Origin of the sequence: Nocardioides sp. (genome assembly GCF_030150155.1) — a bacterium.
Classification (GTDB): Bacteria; Actinomycetota; Actinomycetes; order Propionibacteriales; family Nocardioidaceae; genus Nocardioides.
Map to the genome: position 1 here is coordinate 1 of NZ_JASLGR010000050.1, position 15,749 is coordinate 15,749.

The window sequence follows — 15,749 nt, forward strand, 5'->3', positions numbered from 1 at the left end:
TGACCTCGGTGCCGACAAGATCGCCGTCCAGCGTCTGCAGGAGGCTGCGGAGAAGGCCAAGATCGAGTTGTCCAGCTCGTCCGAGACCACCATCCACCTCCCGTACATCACGCACGGTGAGTCCGGTCCGCTGCACTTCGAGGAGAAGTTGTCCCGCTCGGAGTTCCAGAAGTTGACCGAAGACCTGCTTGAGCGCACCAAGGCGCCGTTCCGCTCGGTCATCAAGGACGCCGGTCTCGACGTCTCCAAGATCGACCACGTGGTGCTCGTCGGTGGCTCGACCCGTATGCCGGCAGTCTCCGACCTCGTGAAGGAGCTGACCGGTGGTCGCGAGCCCAACAAGGGCGTGAACCCGGACGAGGTCGTCGCGATCGGTGCGGCTCTTCAGGCCGGTGTGCTCAAGGGTGAGGTCAAGGATGTTCTGCTCCTCGACGTCACGCCGCTGAGCCTCGGCATCGAGACCAAGGGTGGCGTCTTCACCCCGCTGATCGAGCGCAACACCACGATCCCGACCAAGCGTTCGGAGATCTTCACCACGGCTGACGACAACCAGCCCTCGGTCGAGATCAAGGTCGCCCAGGGCGAGCGGTCGATCTGGGCGCAGAACCAGGCGCTCGGCAACTTCGAGCTGACCGGTCTTCCGCCGGCTCCCCGTGGCATCCCGAAGATCGAGGTCACCTTCGACATCGACGCCAACGGCATCGTGCACGTCTCCGCCAAGGACCAGGCGTCCGGCAAGGAGCAGTCGATGACGATCTCCGGCGGCTCGGCCCTGTCCAAGGACGAGATCGACCGGATGGTCAAGGAGGCCGAGCAGTACGCCGAGGAGGACGCCAAGCGTCGCGAGGCCGTCGAGGTCCGCAACCAGGGCGACTCCCTCGTCTACACGACCGAGAAGTTCCTCGCCGACAACGGCGAGAAGATCCCGGCCGAGGTCAAGGACGAGGTCACCGCTGACGTTGAGGCGCTCAAGACGGCTCTGGCCGACGAGAACGCCGAGAACGACACCATCTCCGCTGCGATCACCAAGCTCGGTGAGTCCTCGCAGAAGATGGGTGCTGCGATGTACGCCGCCGCCGAGGCCGACCAGGCCGCTGCGGGTGGCACCACCGGTGCCACCGGCGAGTCCGACGAGGACGTCGTCGAGGCCGAGATCGTCGAGGACGACGCCACTGAGGGCGATTCCAAGTGACCGAGTCTCACGACTCCGTCGCTGACGAGGCCGTGACCCCGGAGGAGTCCGCTGCGGCGGGCTCCTTCGGGGCGGCCGCCGAGGAGGGTCTCGACGGCGTCGCCACCGAGGTGGAGGCGCCGATCGAGGGCGACGAGGCGGCCGGTGCGGGCGTGGACGAACGCATCGCCGAGCTGACCGGGGACCTGCAGCGTCTCCAGGCCGAGTACGTCAACTACAAGAAGCGGGTCGACCGCGACCGCGAGCTGGTCGCCCAGAACGCGACGTACAAGGTGCTGGCGCCCATCGTCGAGGTGCTCGACACCATCGACCGGGCCCGTGAGCACGGTGAGCTCGAGGGCGGCTTCAAGGCCGTTGCCGACCAGCTGGAGACGATCGTGTCGGGCCTGGGCCTGGACAAGTTCGGCCAGCCGGGTGACGCGTTCGACCCCACCCTGCACGAGGCGCTCAGCCACCTGGGCAACGAAGAGGGCATCGAGACCACCACGGTCAAGGTGCTGGCCAAGGCCGGCTACCGGATCGGAGACCGCGTCGTGCGCGCGGCTCAGGTCCTGGTCGTCGACCCGGCATGATCGTCCGAGCCGAGCTCGGACAGATCCGATAACGAAGAAGAGACGGGAAGGGAGGCGCGCGCATGGCAGACAACGACGGCATCCGTTCGGATTGGGTCAACAAGGATTTCTACGCTGAGCTGGGGGTGACCAAGACCGCCAGCCAGGACGAGATCAAGAAGGCCTATCGGAAGCTGGCGCGCGCCAACCACCCCGACTCGAACCCGGGCGACACCGCCAAGCACGACAAGTTCAAGAAGGTCGCCGAGGCGTACGACGTCATCGGCGAGCCCGACAAGCGCAAGAAGTACGACGAGGTCCGCTCGCTGTACGCCGGTGGCGGGTTCCCCGGCGGCTTCGGCGGCGGTGCCGGTGGCGCAGGCGGCCGTGGCTACAACTTCGAGGACCTCTTCGCCCAGCAGGGCGGCGGGGCCTCGGGCCAGGGCGCCGGCGGCTTCGGTGACATCTTCGGCGACCTGTTCGGCGGCGGCTTCGGTCGCGGCGGCGGACAGCGTCGCGCACCGCGCCCCGCCAAGGGCGCCGACATCGAGACCAGTGCCACGGTCGGCTTCGTCGACGCCCTCGAAGGCGTCACGATCTCGCTGCGGCTGACCTCGGACGCGCCGTGCCCCGACTGCAACGGCACCGGCGGCAAGCCGGGCACCAAGCCGCACGTGTGCAACGTGTGCGGCGGCCAGGGCTCGGTCATCCAGGACCTCGGTGGCTTCCAGGTCTCCGAGACCTGCCCCGCCTGTGGCGGTCGACAGGTCGTGTACGACGACCCCTGCCCGACCTGCAAGGGCTCGGGCCACGGCCTGCGCGGCCGGACCATCTCTGCCAAGATCCCTGCCGGGGTCAAGGACGGTCAGAAGATCCGCCTGCGCGGCAAGGGTGCCGCCGGTGAGGCCGGCGGCCCGAACGGCGACCTCTTCGTCACCGTCAAGGTCACCCCGCACCGGGTCTTCGCCCGCTCCGGGGACAACCTCACCCTGACCGTGCCGGTCGCCTTCGACGAGGCCGCGCTGGGCGCCGAGGTGCGGATCCCGACCCTGGGCGGCTCCGCGGTGACCCTCAAGCTTCCGGCGGGCACCCCGAACGGTCGCACCTTCCGGGTGCGCAACAAGGGCGTGGCCAAGTCCGACGGCACGCATGGCGACCTGCTGGCCACCATCGAGGTCCAGGTCCCTGCGGTCCTGGAGCCCGCGGCACGCGAGGCGCTGGAGGCCTACCGGGCCGCCACCGCCGGCAAGCCGCTGCGCGAGGGACTGTTCGAGCCTGAGCCTGCGAAGGGGTGAACATGATGGCCACACCGACGCCTGACAAGGCGGTCTACGTGATCTCGGTGGCGGCCGAGCTCACCGGCCTGCACCCCCAGACGCTGCGCACCTACGAGCGTCTGGGGCTGATCACCCCCCGTCGCACTGGTGGCGGCGGTCGCCGCTACTCCAGCAGTGACATCGAGCTGCTGCGCTCGATCGCCTCCCTCACCGCCGAGGGCATCGGCATCGAGGGGGTGCGCCGGATCCTGGAGCTGGAGAACCGGGTAGCGGCCCTCCTGGACCGCAATCAGAGCCTCGCGGCCGAGGTGGAGGCGCTGCGTGGCGTCGTACGGACGACGCAGGCGGCCCACGCTGCCCAGGCCGCCCGTCCGGCCCCGGTGGCTCCGGTGGTGCCGACCCGGCTGCCCGCCCTGCGCCCGCCCGAGGCCGGCCAATCGCTGGTGGTCTGGCGCCGACGCGGCTGAGCTGGGACGTTCGGCCCTGACCTTCTGGGCCGAACGGCCCTCCGAGCGGTCGCGGCGTCGCTACAGTTCGGCTCGTGAAGCATCGGAATCGGTGGGGTCATGGGGACCCCCGAGGATGCGGCGAGGTCGCATCGTGCGGACAGCGAGGTGCGGCGCGTGCTCTGGGCACGGGCTTGGTCCTCGTCGTGGTGGCGGTCGTCTCGATCGCGGCCATCGTCGTGTTCACCCGCTCGGTCAGCGTGGTCGGCGCCGGGATGGAGCCGACCCTGCGGGAGAAGGACCGACTCGAGGTCGCCTTCGGCGGCACCCACGCGATCAAGCGGTTCGACCTGGTCGAGGTCACGCCGCCGGCGACCCTGGCCTTCCAGGGCGGCAAGGCGATCGTGCTGCGCGTGGTCGGGATGCCCGGCGACAAGGTCGCCGTGCAGGGCGGCCCGCACCCGGTCGTCTTCGTGAAGCAGGCCGGCAGTCACCGGATCGTCAGGGTGGAGAGCTCCACCTGGGCCTCCCGGGTCGGCTCGGCGACCGGGTCGTGCTGCGACCCGCAGGGGCGCGCGTCCGACGAGCGAGCCTGGGCCACCGTCCCGGCCGACGCCTACTGGCTGCTCGGCGACAACTGGGGCAACGCCATCGACGGCCGCACCGTCGGCTTCCTGCGCGGCTCCTCGATCGCCTCCCGACTCTCCTTCCGGGTGCTCCCGGTCGGGTCGATCGGCTCGGTCGGTAACCCGGCCCGCCTGGTCTCGTTGGACTCCGCGTCCTGAGGCACGGGGGAGCGGGGCTCAGGTGAGTCCTGTTAGGGTCACGGCCGGGAGGTCGACCGGAAGGCGGCTGGGGTGCACACGCTCTTGGAACACCTGCAGGACTGGGCTGCGGACGTGGACTGGCTCGCGTTCTGCACGATCCCGCTCTTCACCGGCATCATCGGCTGGCTGATCAACTGGTCCGGCCTGTGGATGCTGTTCAACCCGACGTACTTCAAGGGCGTCGCGATCCCCGGCATGCGCGAGCTGGCCGGGCTGCTGCCGCGCAAGCTGCAGGAGGTGCCGGGGCTGCTCCAGGGCGGCGTCGGCTGGCAGGGGATCATCCCCGCCCGGGCCGCCAAGATGGGCTCGATCGCGGTGGACAAGGCGATCGCGAAGCTCGGCATGCCCAGCGACTTCTACCAGCAGCTCGAGCCTGACCGGATCGCCGCGCACATCGTGGAGACCTTCGGGCCCGAGGTGCCCGGCCTGGTCGATCAGGTGATGCGTGAGGAGCATCCGCGGCTGTGGCGCGACCTGCCGCCGGCCGTCAGGGCCGGGATCGTGCACCGGGTGCAGGCCCAGCTGCCGCACATCGTCGGCAACGTCACCGACCAGATCGGTGAGCACATCGACCAGCTGCTCGACCCCAAGTACATGGTGATCGAGCACTTCCGCACCCATCCGGCCCTGGTGGTGCGGATCTTCCGCGACTTCGGCCAGCGCGAGCTCAACCTGATGGTCGCGTTCGGCTTCATCTTCGGCTTCGTGCTCGGCATCCCGGTCGCCGTGGTCGACACCTTCTGGCACCACTGGTGGACGCTGCCGCTGATGGGGGTCGCCGTCGGGTGGGCCACCAACGCGCTCGGGATGTGGCTGATCTTCGAGCCGCCGGAGCCGCGCCGGATCCTCGGCGTGCGGGTGCAGGGCCTCTTCCCGCGCCGCCAGGCCGCCGCCGCGGAGGTCTACGCCCGGATCATCGCCGACGACGTGATCACCCTGGAGCGGATCGGCGACCACCTGCTGCACGGTCCGCGTGGGGACGCCACCCACAAGCTCCTCGGCGACGCGCTGCGCCCCGCGATCGACCAGGCCGCCGGGATCGCCCGCGGCGCGGTCAGGGTCGCGGTCGGCACCGAGCGCTTCGACAGCATCCGCGAGTCGGTCACCCGCCAGGCCGTCGACCGCACCCTGACCCCGTTCCAGGACGCGGCCTTCTCCCGCCAGCAGGCCGAGCGGATCCAGTCCCTGGTCGCCGAGCGCACCCGTGAGCTGCCCCCGGCCGACTTCGTCGACATGATGCGCTCGGCGATCCGTGAGGACGAGTGGATGCTCTATGCCCACGGCGCGATCATGGGGTTGGCTGGTGGGTTCCTGCACTACTTCATCTTCCGGATCTTCGAGTGAGGGACTTCGATGCCTGACCTGTTCCGCCGACGTGGCGCCGTCTCGACCTCGCTCGCGGTGGTGCCGGGGCTGGCCCGGGTCGCCGGCGGCGCCTACCTCAACGCACTCGGCTGGGGAGCCCGTACGGCGCTCGCCACCAGCACCCGGGTAGCGCGGGCGAGCACCGACGCCGGTGAGGCCGCCGAGCTGGTCCGGGAGCTGCTGCGTGCGGCCGAGGTGGTCCGCGAGACCGCCGTCGCGGTCGCCAACGGGGTCCCGGTCGCGACCGCCGTCGCCCAGGCGGGGGAGTCCTTCGCCGAGACCGCGCACCGGCCCGTGGTGAGCGAGGAGATCCGCAGCCGCTCGCTGCGCGAACGCGGCGCCGACCTGCTGGAGCGCTCCCGCGACGTCTCGGCGACCGAGGAGGGCCACCCGGCGTTCGGGCGGATCCTGGGCGAGCTCGCCCCGGACGAGGCCCGGATCCTGCTGCTCCTGCTCCGCGGCGGTCCGCAGCCGAGCGTGGACATCCGCTCGGGCGGTCCGATCGGGATGGTGAACAGCCAGCTGATCGCACCGGGGCTGTCGATGATCGGGATGCGGGCCGGCGTACGGCGGGGCGACCAGGTGCCGGCGTACCTCAACAATCTGTTCCGCCTCGGCCTGGTGTGGTTCTCCAAGGAGCCGCTGCGCAACGCCGAGGAGTACCAGGTGGTCGAGGCCCAGCCCGACGTGCTGGCGGCCCTGCACGCGGTGAAGTTCACCAAGGTGGTGCGCCGTTCGATCCATCTGACGCCGTTCGGCGAGGACTTCTGCCGGGCCTGTCTGGTGGACGAGTCCACCGCCGAGGGCGGGGACTTCCCCGAGCACGAGGCGCCCGAGACCGACTGAGCGAACTCCGTCGAAAAAACCCAAAGTTGAGTGGAATGGACTCAACTTTGGCGGTGTTGGAACAGATGTCCGGGCAGATGGGTGTCCGGGGGACCACCACCTAGGAGATCATTCACATATGAGTCAGTTCGGTCTGGAGAAGTTCACCACCCGCAGCCGCGAGGCGATCGAGGCTGCCCAGCTCGCTGCGACCACGGCGGGCAACTCGACCATCGAGCCGATCCACCTGCTGGTCTCCCTGCTCTTGCAGGAGGACGGGACGGCGGCGGCGCTGGTGGCCAAGGCAGGGGTCGACCCGACGGCACTGGTCAAGGCCGCAGCCGCGGACCGCGACACGCTGCCCAAGGTCACCGGCTCCACCGTCACCGCCCCGCAGGGCTCCGGTGCCCTGACCCGGGTGCTGGCCGGCTCGATCGAGCTCGCCACCTCGATGAAGGACGACTTCGTCACCACCGAGCACCTGCTGATCAGCCTCGCCACCGTCGAGTCCAGCGCCCGCAAGGTGCTGGCCGGTGAGGGGCTGACCGCCGACAACCTCACCATCGCGCTCACCCAGACGCGCGGCAACCGGCGCGTCACCAGCGCCGACGCCGAGTCCAACTTCGACGCCCTGGAGAAGTACTCCGTCGACCTCACCTCGGCCGCCGAGGAGGGCAAGCTCGACCCGGTGATCGGACGTGACTCCGAGATCCGCCGGGTGATCCAGGTGCTGAGTCGGCGTACCAAGAACAACCCGGTCCTGATCGGGGAGCCCGGCGTCGGCAAGACCGCCGTCGTCGAGGGCCTCGCCCAGCGCATCGTCGACGGCGACGTCCCGGACTCGCTCAAGGGTCGCCGGGTGCTCTCCCTCGACCTGATGGGCATGGTCGCCGGTGCGAAGTACCGCGGCGAGTTCGAGGAGCGGCTCAAGGCCGTTCTCGACGAGATCAAGGGCGCCGAGGGCCAGGTGATCACCTTCATCGACGAGCTCCACACCGTCGTCGGTGCGGGCGCCGGCGGCGACTCGCAGATGGACGCCGGCAACATGCTCAAGCCGATGCTGGCCCGTGGCGAGCTGCACATGATCGGTGCCACCACCCTGGACGAGTACCGCGAGTCGATCGAGAAGGACCCCGCCCTGGAGCGCCGTTTCCAGCAGGTCTTCGTCGGTGAGCCCTCGGTCGAGGACACCATCCAGATCCTGCGCGGCATCCAGGAGAAGTACGAGGCCCACCACGGCGTCCGGATCACCGACGCGGCCCTGGTCGCGGCGGCGAGCCTGTCGGACCGCTACATCACCGGTCGGCAGCTGCCCGACAAGGCGATCGACCTGATCGACGAGGCGGCCTCGCGGCTGCGGATGGAGATCGAGTCGAGCCCCGAGGAGATCGACCAGCTCCGTCGCCAGGTGGACCGCCTCAAGATGGAGGAGTTCGCGCTGGCCAAGGAGTCTGACGAGGCCTCCATCGAGCGCCTGGCCGTGCTCCGTGAGGACCTGGCGAACAAGTCCGAGGAGCTGCGCGGCCTGGAGGCCCGCTGGGAGGCGGAGAAGGCCTCCCTGGAGGGCGAGGGCGACCTGCGTCGTCAGGTCGACGCCGGCAGGATCGAGCTCGACCGACTGACCCGGGAGTCGCTGCTGGCCCCCGAGGGCCCGGAGCGCTACGCCCTGCTGGAGCAGCGCTACCAGGTCGAGACCCGGATCAAGGACCTCGAGGCCCGGATCGTCGGGCTGGCCAACGCCGAGTCCACGCTGCCCGCCGCGGAGAAGCTGGTCGGCGACGAGGTCGGACCCGAGCAGATCGCCGAGGTCGTCGAGGCCTGGACCGGCATCCCCACCGGACGCATGCTCGAGGGCGAGTCCTCGAAGCTGCTGAAGATGGAGAGCGTGATCGGCGAGCGCCTGATCGGCCAGGCCGACGCGGTCCGCGCCGTCTCCGACGCCGTCCGACGCACCCGCGCCGGGATCAGCGACCCGAACCGGCCGACCGGATCGTTCCTGTTCCTCGGCCCGACCGGCACCGGCAAGACCGAGCTGGCCAAGTCGCTGGCGGACTTCCTCTTCGACGACGAGCGCGCCATCGTGCGGATCGACATGAGCGAGTACTCCGAGAAGCACTCGGTGGCCCGCCTGGTCGGAGCGCCTCCGGGCTACGTCGGGTACGACGAGGGCGGCCAGCTCACCGAAGCGGTCCGTCGTCGCCCGTACTCGGTCGTGCTCCTCGACGAGGTCGAGAAGGCCCACCCCGAGGTCTTCGACATCCTGCTGCAGGTGCTCGACGACGGTCGTCTGACCGACGGCCAGGGTCGCACCGTCGACTTCCGCAACACCATCTTGATCCTGACCTCGAACCTCGGTTCGCAGTTCCTGGTCGACCCGGTGCTGGACGAGTCGGTCAAGCGCGAGTCCGTGATGGCCGCGGTGCGGGCGAACTTCAAGCCCGAGTTCCTCAACCGTCTCGACGAGATCGTGATGTTCGACGCGCTGAGCAAGGAGCAGCTGACCCAGATCGTCGACATCCAGCTCGCCTCCCTGGAGCGTCGCCTGTCGGCCCGCCGGATCTCCATCGCCGTCACCCAGCCGGCCAAGGAGTGGCTGGCCGAGACCGGCTACGACCCGGCCTACGGTGCACGTCCGCTGCGTCGCCTGATCCAGTCCGCGATCGGTGACCCGCTGGCGAAGAAGCTGATCGGTGGCGAGGTCAAGGACGGCGACCACGTCACCATCGACGCCGGTGAGGACGGGCTGGTGCTGAGCCTGGCCTGACGCCTTGCCTGCTGCGAGGCCTGCTGCGATAACTGCTGGTCAACCTCGCGCTGAGGACCCCTCGGCGGAGGTTTGACCAGCAGTTATCTCTTTCGAAGCCTCAGGCCATCAGGGCGTCGTACGCCGCCGGGCTCGAGTCACGCAGGAAGGTGGCGCAGCGCTCGGCCTCGTCGGACTCCCCGATCGCGCTGGCGGCCAGCGAGAGCAGCGCCAGGCAGGACAGGAAGCCGCGGTTGGGCTCGTGCTCCCACGGCACCGGGCCGTGGCCCTTCCAGCCGTTGCGGCGCAGCAGGTCCAGGCTGCGGTGGTAGCCGACCCGGGCGTACGCGTACGCGGTCACGTCGGCATCGGGTCCGTCGCCCTGCTCCTTGGCGGCCGTGGCGAGGACGGCCCACGCTGCCGGGGACGCCGGGTGGCGGCGTACGACGGCGAAGGGGTCGGCCCCGTCGGCGAGCTCGGCCGCGGCCGGGTCGACGGGGAGCAGGGTCGGCGGCGGTCCCGCCATCAGGTCGGTGTGGGTCATGGGCACATTCTCCCGGGTGGCCGGTCGTGACGGAACTGTCGGTGGGGTGGTGTTGACTTCGGTGAGTGAGTTCTCAACCGCCCTCCGGGGGCCCCTCTGTCAGCACCCCGACCTCGGCGGAGGTGCGGCCCTGGCCGGCGCTCTTCGCCCTGGTGATCGGGTTCTTCATGATCCTGATCGACCTGACCATCGTCACGGTGGCCACGCCGACGATCACCACCGAGCTGCACGCCGGGGTCAACCAGGTGATCTGGGTCTCCAGCGCCTACATCCTGGCCTACGCGGTGCCGGTCCTGATCATGGGACGACTCGGTGACCGGTTCGGTCCCAAGCGGCTCTACCTCGCCGGCCTGACGGTCTTCACGCTGTCGTCGCTGTGGTGCGGTCTGACCGGCACCATCGAGATGCTGATCCTGGCCCGCGTGGTGCAGGGCATCGGCGCCTCGATGATGACGCCGCAGACGATGGCGATCATCACCCGGATCTTCCCGCCCGCCACCCGCGGCCGCGCGATGTCGGTGTGGGGTGCCACCGCCGGTGTCGCGATGGTCGTCGGCCCGCTGCTCGGCGGCGTCCTGACCGACGCGTTCGGCTGGGAGTGGATCTTCTTCATCAACATCCCGATCGGGATCGTCGCCTTCGTGATGGCGGTCCGGCTGGTGCCCTCGCTGCCCACCAACGAGCACCGCTTCGACTGGATCGGCGTCCTCCTGGTCGGGATCGGGCTCTTCCTGCTCGCCTTCGGCGTCCAGCAGGGTGAGCAGGAGGACTGGGCCGGCTGGATCATCGCGATGATCGTCGGCGGCGTGGTCGTGCTCGCCCTGTTCGTCGGGTGGCAGGCGATCAACAAGGCCGAGCCGCTGGTGCCGCTCGGCCTGTTCAAGGACCGCAACTTCTCCGTCTCGGCCGCCGCGATCGCGGTGATGGGCGTGGTCTCGTCGTCCTTCGGTTTCCCGATCATGCTCTACGCCCAGGCGGTCCGCGGCGACTCGCCCACCCAGGCGGCGCTGCTGATGGTGCCGATGGCGATCATGTCGATCCTGCTGGCCAACACCGTCGGCAAGCTGACCGACCGGCTCCACCCGCGCCTGATCGTCGGCGTCGGGTTCGCCTGCAACATCGTTGGCTTCACTGCGCTGGCCCTGCAGATGCAGCCCGGCGTCGCCGTCTGGCGGATCGCTGTGGCGATGGTCGTCGTCGGGGTCGGCAACGCCCTGATCTGGGCGCCGACCGGCGCCACCGCCAACCGCAATCTCCCGTTGAGCCTGGCCGGTGCGGGGGCCGGCGTTTACAACGCCTCGCGCCAGGTGGGTGCCGTGATCGGCTCGGCCGCGATCGCGATGCTGATCGACGCCCGGCTGACGCACTACCTACCGGGGGCGGGCACCCAGAGCGAGGCGGGGGCGACCCAGATCGGCAACGCCCACGTCGCCCAGCTCTTCAGCGACGCGATGCGTGACGCCGCCCTGCTCCCGGCCGCGATCTGCGTGGTCGGCCTGATCGCGGTGCTGTTCTACGAGGCACCCAAGCACCAGGGGTTCGGCAAGGCCTGAGGCCGCCGCCGACCGGGCCGCTGAGCGGCCCTGAGCCGCCCTGAGTGGCACTGCGACCCCGGTCGGCCCCCACAACGTATCGAGCGGTGGTCACGTAGCTACGTGACCACCGCTCGATGCGTTGGTGGAGTGGGGGGAGGTGGTCAGCTCTGGGGGTCGGTGCTGGCGACCGGGTCGGGGCCCTCGGAGTCGGCCGTGGCCTCGTCGCGGTAGGCCTCCGGCAGACCCGGGTCGGCCTCGCGGCGCTTGCGCCACCACTCGAAGGCGACGACCAGGACGGTCACGCCGAGCAGGCCGTAGGTGACCAGGTCGATGTAGTGGCCCAGCGACGGGAACGTCTTGCCCAGGCCATAGCCGATCACCGTGATCGAGATGACCCAGATCAGGGCACCGAGGGCGCTCCAGACGAAGAACCGGCGGCGCTCCATCCGGGTCACACCCGCGACCAGCGTGATGTAGGTGCGCACGAACGGCACGAAGCGACCGGCGACCAGCGCCATGTGGCCGTGCTGCTCGAAGAACTCGGCCGTCTGGTCGAGGTACTTGCGCTTGATGATCTTGCCGTCGCGGTGATAGATCTTCGGCCCGATTCGATAGCCGATCTCATAGCCGACGACGTTGCCTGCGAAGGCCGCTACGACGTAGACCACCAGGGCGAACAAGAGGTTCGTCAGGTGGCTGCCGGGGATGATGTCGACCTTGCCCTCGGCGATGAAGAGACCCATCGCGAAGAGTAGGGTGTCGCCCGGCAGGAACGGGAAGAAGAGACCGCACTCGATGAACAGCACGACGATCCCGACCCAGAAGAGGGCCGCGCCGAACCGCTGCAGGAGGTAGTCGGGACTGAGCCACTGGGTGAAGTCGTGCACCGAGACGAGTGTCGGCAACTGGACCAGGAGATCGTGCACAGCCTTACCCTATCTGCCTGAACCTGAACTGAAGGTGACCAGTGTCTCGGTTCAGAGCCTGGAGGGCGGCCTCGGCACCTCCGCAGCCTCCTGCGACCCGAGCCACTAGCGTTGGTCCCGATGAACGACGAGGAGCGGGCGCCGTACGACCCGATGCCCTACGGGCCGGCCGAGGTCGGCGTCGGTCCCTGGCCCGGAGGCCCTGCCGCGTGGCCCACCGGGGAGCAGTGGGACCGTGACCTGCTGGCGGAGGGCGACCGACGCAATGTCGTCGATCGCTACCGGTACTGGTCGATGGAGGCGATCATCGCCGACCTCGACACCCGCCGGCACGCCTTCCACGTGGCGATCGAGAACTGGCAGCACGACTTCAACATCGGGACGATCGTGCGCACCGCCAACGCCTTCCTGGCGGCCGAGGTGCACATCGTGGGCAACCGTCGGTGGAACCGGCGCGGTGCGATGGTGACCGACCGCTACCAGCATGTGCGCCACCATGCCGACGTACCGGCGCTGGCGGCGTACCTGGGCGAGCGCGGCGTCCGGCTGCTCGGCATCGACAACCTGCCGGGCTCGCTGCACCTGGAGACGATGGCGATGCCGCGCGAGGTCTGCTTCCTCTTCGGTCAGGAGGGCCCGGGCCTGTCCGAGCAGGCCCGCGAGGTCGTCGACGGCACCTTCTCGATCGCCCAGTTCGGCTCGACCCGGTCGATCAACGCGTCCTCGGCGGCCGCGATCGCGATGCACAGCTGGGTCGTCGCGCACGCCGATCTGAGTGCCGACGAGGCCTGGCGCGGCTGACCCGATCACCCCCGGCGGAACCTCCCCCGAGCGTGAAATCGGTTGGATCGGTCCAACAGGACCGATTCCCGGGAAGGCCCCGTACGGGGCCTAGGCTGACCGCGACCACGCAACCCATCAGGACTCCAGGGAGCTCGACGCATGCCCATCGCCACCCCCGAGAAGTACGCCGAGATGCTGGCCACGGCCAAGGAGAAGGGCTTCGCCTTCCCCGCCATCAACGTGACCTCGTCCCAGACCCTCAACGCTGCCCTCGCCGGCTTCGCCGAGGCCGGCTCCGACGGCATCGTGCAGATCTCCACCGGTGGCGCCGAGTACCTCTCCGGCCCCACGATCAAGAACATGGTGGCCGGCTCGGTGGCCTTCGCCGCCTACGCCCGCGAGGTCGCCAAGGCCTACCCGGTCAACATCGCGCTGCACACCGACCACTGCCCGAAGGACAAGCTGGACACCTTCGTCCGCCCGCTCCTGGAGCTCTCCGCCGAGCGTGTCGCCCGCGGCGAGGAGCCGCTGTTCCAGTCGCACATGTGGGACGGCTCGGCCGTGCCGCTCGACGAGAACCTGGTGATCGCCGAGGAGCTGCTGGCCAAGTCCAAGGCTGCCCGCACCATCCTTGAGATCGAGGTCGGTGTCGTCGGCGGCGAGGAGGACGGCATCGTCGGCGCGATCGACGAGAAGCTCTACTCCACCCCGGAGGACGCGCTGGCGACGGCTGCGGCGCTGGGCGTGGAGGGCTACCTGACCGCGCTGACCTTCGGCAACGTGCACGGCGTCTACAAGCCGGGCGGCGTCCAGCTGCGCCCGGAGATCCTGAAGCAGGCCCAGGAGGCCGTCGTCGCCAAGCTCGGCCTGCCGGCCGGCTCGAAGCCGTTCGACCTGGTCTTCCACGGCGGCTCGGGCTCCTCGGCCGAGGAGATCGCCGAGGCGGTCTCGTACGGCGTGGTGAAGATGAACATCGACACCGACACCCAGTACGCCTTCACCCGCCCCGTCGCCGGCTACATGCTGAGCAAGTACGACGGCGTGCTGAAGATCGACGGCGAGGTCGGCGACAAGAAGGCCTACGACCCGCGCTCGTGGGGCAAGGTGGCCGAGGCGTCGATGGCGTCCCGCGTCGTCGAGGCCACGCAGCACCTCGGCTCGGCCGGGACGACGATCGGCTGATCTGATCGTGCAGCCGCACTGAACGTGCGGCGAACAGCAGTGAGGGCGGACCTGACCAGGTCCGCCCTCACTGCTTTTTCCGCCGCTGTCGGCCGAGTGTGCCGACGTGGTGGGAGTCCCTCAGCCGTAGTGGCAGACGTAGCTCACCGTCTCGGTGACCTCGATGTCGAAGGAGGAGTCCCCGGGCACGGAGAACGTCGCGCCGCCGGCGTACTCGGTCCACTCCTGCTCACCGGCGAGACGGACCCGGCAGGCACCGGCGTGCAGCTCCATGATCTCCGGCGCTGCGGTGCCGAAGGTCAGGGTCGCGGGCAGGATCACGCCGGCCGACTTCCGGGTGCCGTCGGCGAGGAAGAAGGTGTGGCTGACGCACTTGCCGTCGAAGTAGACGTTGGCGGTCGGGTCGAGGGTCACGTTCTCGTAGGTCACGGCCGCTGAGCGTAGCGGCCCGGCTCAGGGCCGGGTCAGCCAGGCCGCGACGTCACGGCGGGCCAGTAGCCCGACGGTGAGTGCCGCCGCAGCGAACGGGACGAACATCAGTGGGCTGGCCAGCGAGGCGAGGATCAGGGCGAGGGCGGCAGCACCCGAGCAGACGATCAGCACCACCCGCGCCCAGGCGACCCGACGCAGCAGCAGGAACGCCAGCACGCAGGCGCTCAGCGCCCACAGCACCACGATCGTGGCGAGCACGATGAAGCCGGCCTGGATCATCCCCTCGGTGACGTTCTGCTGGGCCATCAGGTCGGGGTTGGTGCGGCGCAGCTCGTCCATCACCCGGGTCGGGTCGAGGGCGAGCACGATCCCGCTGATCACGAACGCCGCCCCGGCCAGGATCGAGAAGACCCAGGTCAGGATGGCTGCGCTCAACACCGCCGAGGGGCGGGTCGACGGGGTCTTGTCGAGGGTGACGGCGGGGTGCGCGGGGCCGGTGACGGCCTGGTCGGCGACCGGCGGCGGCCAGGCGGCCATCGGCGGCGGCTGGCTCCCGGGGGCGACCGGCGGCACCTCGGTGACCGGGGCCGAGACCTGCGGGGGAGCGGCGAAGGGGTCGCGCGCCTGACGCGCCTGGCCCGCGGGTGCCTGCGGACGACGCTGCGGCGGCTCGGCCGACTCGCGCCAGGTGCCCGCGAACCACTGCCGGGCGGGCAGGCCCCACAGCAGCCCGACGCAGATCACCGTCATGGTGGCGAAGAAGCTGCCGGTGACCATCCCGGTCAGGAAGGTCGGCACCGCCAGGATCGTCAGCCACAGCCGCGCCGTCGTCGACCGCTCCTGGAGCATCTGCCAGGCCAGCACCGCCATCGTGGAGGCGCACACGGCGCTCACCATCGCGATCCCGCGGATCCAGTTCTCCACGTCGGTGACGCTCAGCGTCACCCCGTCGAAGACGGGCCGGTCGAGCTGGTGCTCGATCTTGTCCGCCATCGTCATCGAGCCCAGCGAGTGCACCAGGTCGAACGCCGCGACGAGGGAGAGCAGGGAGGCTCCGATGATCAGCCAGCCTGCGAGCAGGACGGGGCGAGGACGGGGGAGCGGTGTTGCCATGAGGGCCA

15 protein-coding genes are annotated in these 15,749 nt (G+C 69.7%); 11 read left to right on the plus strand and 4 right to left on the minus strand.

Annotated elements, in window-relative coordinates:
* From Q1V88_RS16045 to clpB, 8 genes are all read left to right on the plus strand, one after another.
* Positions 1 to 1,192 (plus strand): Hsp70 family protein (locus tag Q1V88_RS16045; RefSeq protein ID WP_300682302.1); only part of this gene is annotated, 1,192 nt, incomplete at its 5' end.
* Positions 1,189 to 1,764, plus strand: a complete 576-nt coding sequence (gene grpE, locus Q1V88_RS16050) for a nucleotide exchange factor GrpE (RefSeq protein ID WP_300682303.1) — start codon at positions 1,189 to 1,191, stop codon at positions 1,762 to 1,764. The genes Q1V88_RS16045 and grpE, both read left to right, overlap by 4 nt.
* Before the next feature lie 62 nt (positions 1,765 to 1,826).
* Entirely contained in the window at positions 1,827 to 3,038 is a 1,212-nt protein-coding gene (locus Q1V88_RS16055) for a DnaJ C-terminal domain-containing protein (protein ID WP_300682304.1), read from the plus strand.
* 2 nt (positions 3,039 to 3,040) lie between these two features.
* Positions 3,041 to 3,487 (plus strand): MerR family transcriptional regulator, encoded by a 447-nt coding sequence (locus Q1V88_RS16060; protein ID WP_300682305.1) that lies wholly within the window; start codon positions 3,041 to 3,043, stop codon positions 3,485 to 3,487.
* 173 nt (positions 3,488 to 3,660) lie between these two features.
* On the plus strand, positions 3,661 to 4,251 hold the full coding sequence (gene lepB / locus Q1V88_RS16065; protein WP_300682306.1) for a signal peptidase I: 591 nt from the start codon (positions 3,661 to 3,663) through the stop codon (positions 4,249 to 4,251).
* Between the two features lie 72 nt (positions 4,252 to 4,323).
* Positions 4,324 to 5,637 carry a hypothetical protein gene (locus tag Q1V88_RS16070; RefSeq protein WP_300682307.1) on the plus strand — a complete coding sequence of 438 codons (1,314 nt, stop codon included), beginning with the start codon at positions 4,324 to 4,326 and terminating at the stop codon, positions 5,635 to 5,637.
* Positions 5,638 to 5,646: 9 nt separating this feature from the next.
* Positions 5,647 to 6,504, plus strand: a complete 858-nt coding sequence (locus Q1V88_RS16075; RefSeq protein WP_300682308.1) for an Abi-alpha family protein — start codon at positions 5,647 to 5,649, stop codon at positions 6,502 to 6,504.
* 118 nt (positions 6,505 to 6,622) lie between these two features.
* Entirely contained in the window at positions 6,623 to 9,247 is a 2,625-nt protein-coding gene (clpB, locus tag Q1V88_RS16080; protein ID WP_300682309.1) for an ATP-dependent chaperone ClpB, read from the plus strand.
* A gap of 100 nt (positions 9,248 to 9,347) precedes the next feature.
* Here clpB and Q1V88_RS16085 read toward each other — a convergent pair whose 3' ends face one another.
* Positions 9,348 to 9,770 (minus strand): DUF3151 domain-containing protein, encoded by a 423-nt coding sequence (locus tag Q1V88_RS16085; RefSeq protein ID WP_300682310.1) that lies wholly within the window; start codon positions 9,768 to 9,770, stop codon positions 9,348 to 9,350.
* Between the two features lie 65 nt (positions 9,771 to 9,835).
* Between Q1V88_RS16085 and Q1V88_RS16090 the strand changes: the two genes are divergently transcribed.
* Positions 9,836 to 11,323 carry a DHA2 family efflux MFS transporter permease subunit gene (locus Q1V88_RS16090; protein ID WP_300682311.1) on the plus strand — a complete coding sequence of 496 codons (1,488 nt, stop codon included), beginning with the start codon at positions 9,836 to 9,838 and terminating at the stop codon, positions 11,321 to 11,323.
* Positions 11,324 to 11,466: 143 nt separating this feature from the next.
* Here Q1V88_RS16090 and Q1V88_RS16095 read toward each other — a convergent pair whose 3' ends face one another.
* Positions 11,467 to 12,231 carry a DedA family protein gene (locus tag Q1V88_RS16095; protein WP_300682312.1) on the minus strand — a complete coding sequence of 255 codons (765 nt, stop codon included), beginning with the start codon at positions 12,229 to 12,231 and terminating at the stop codon, positions 11,467 to 11,469.
* 120 nt (positions 12,232 to 12,351) lie between these two features.
* Here Q1V88_RS16095 and Q1V88_RS16100 point away from each other — a divergent pair, with 120 nt between their 5' ends.
* Positions 12,352 to 13,032 carry a TrmH family RNA methyltransferase gene (locus Q1V88_RS16100; RefSeq protein ID WP_300682313.1) on the plus strand — a complete coding sequence of 227 codons (681 nt, stop codon included), beginning with the start codon at positions 12,352 to 12,354 and terminating at the stop codon, positions 13,030 to 13,032.
* 141 nt (positions 13,033 to 13,173) lie between these two features.
* Positions 13,174 to 14,196: a class II fructose-bisphosphate aldolase gene (gene fbaA, locus Q1V88_RS16105; protein ID WP_300682314.1), complete on the plus strand. Its 1,023-nt coding sequence runs from the start codon at positions 13,174 to 13,176 to the stop codon at positions 14,194 to 14,196.
* A 120-nt stretch (positions 14,197 to 14,316) separates the two neighbouring features.
* On the opposite strand, the gene Q1V88_RS16110 is transcribed toward fbaA, so the two are convergent.
* Together Q1V88_RS16110 and Q1V88_RS16115 are read right to left on the minus strand one after the other, a co-directional pair.
* Positions 14,317 to 14,625 carry a pyrimidine/purine nucleoside phosphorylase gene (locus Q1V88_RS16110; protein ID WP_300682315.1) on the minus strand — a complete coding sequence of 103 codons (309 nt, stop codon included), beginning with the start codon at positions 14,623 to 14,625 and terminating at the stop codon, positions 14,317 to 14,319.
* Positions 14,626 to 14,649: 24 nt separating this feature from the next.
* A complete protein-coding gene (locus Q1V88_RS16115; RefSeq protein WP_300682316.1) occupies positions 14,650 to 15,741 on the minus strand; it encodes a hypothetical protein in 1,092 nt (363 codons plus the stop codon).
* Positions 15,742 to 15,749: the final 8 nt, after the last annotated feature.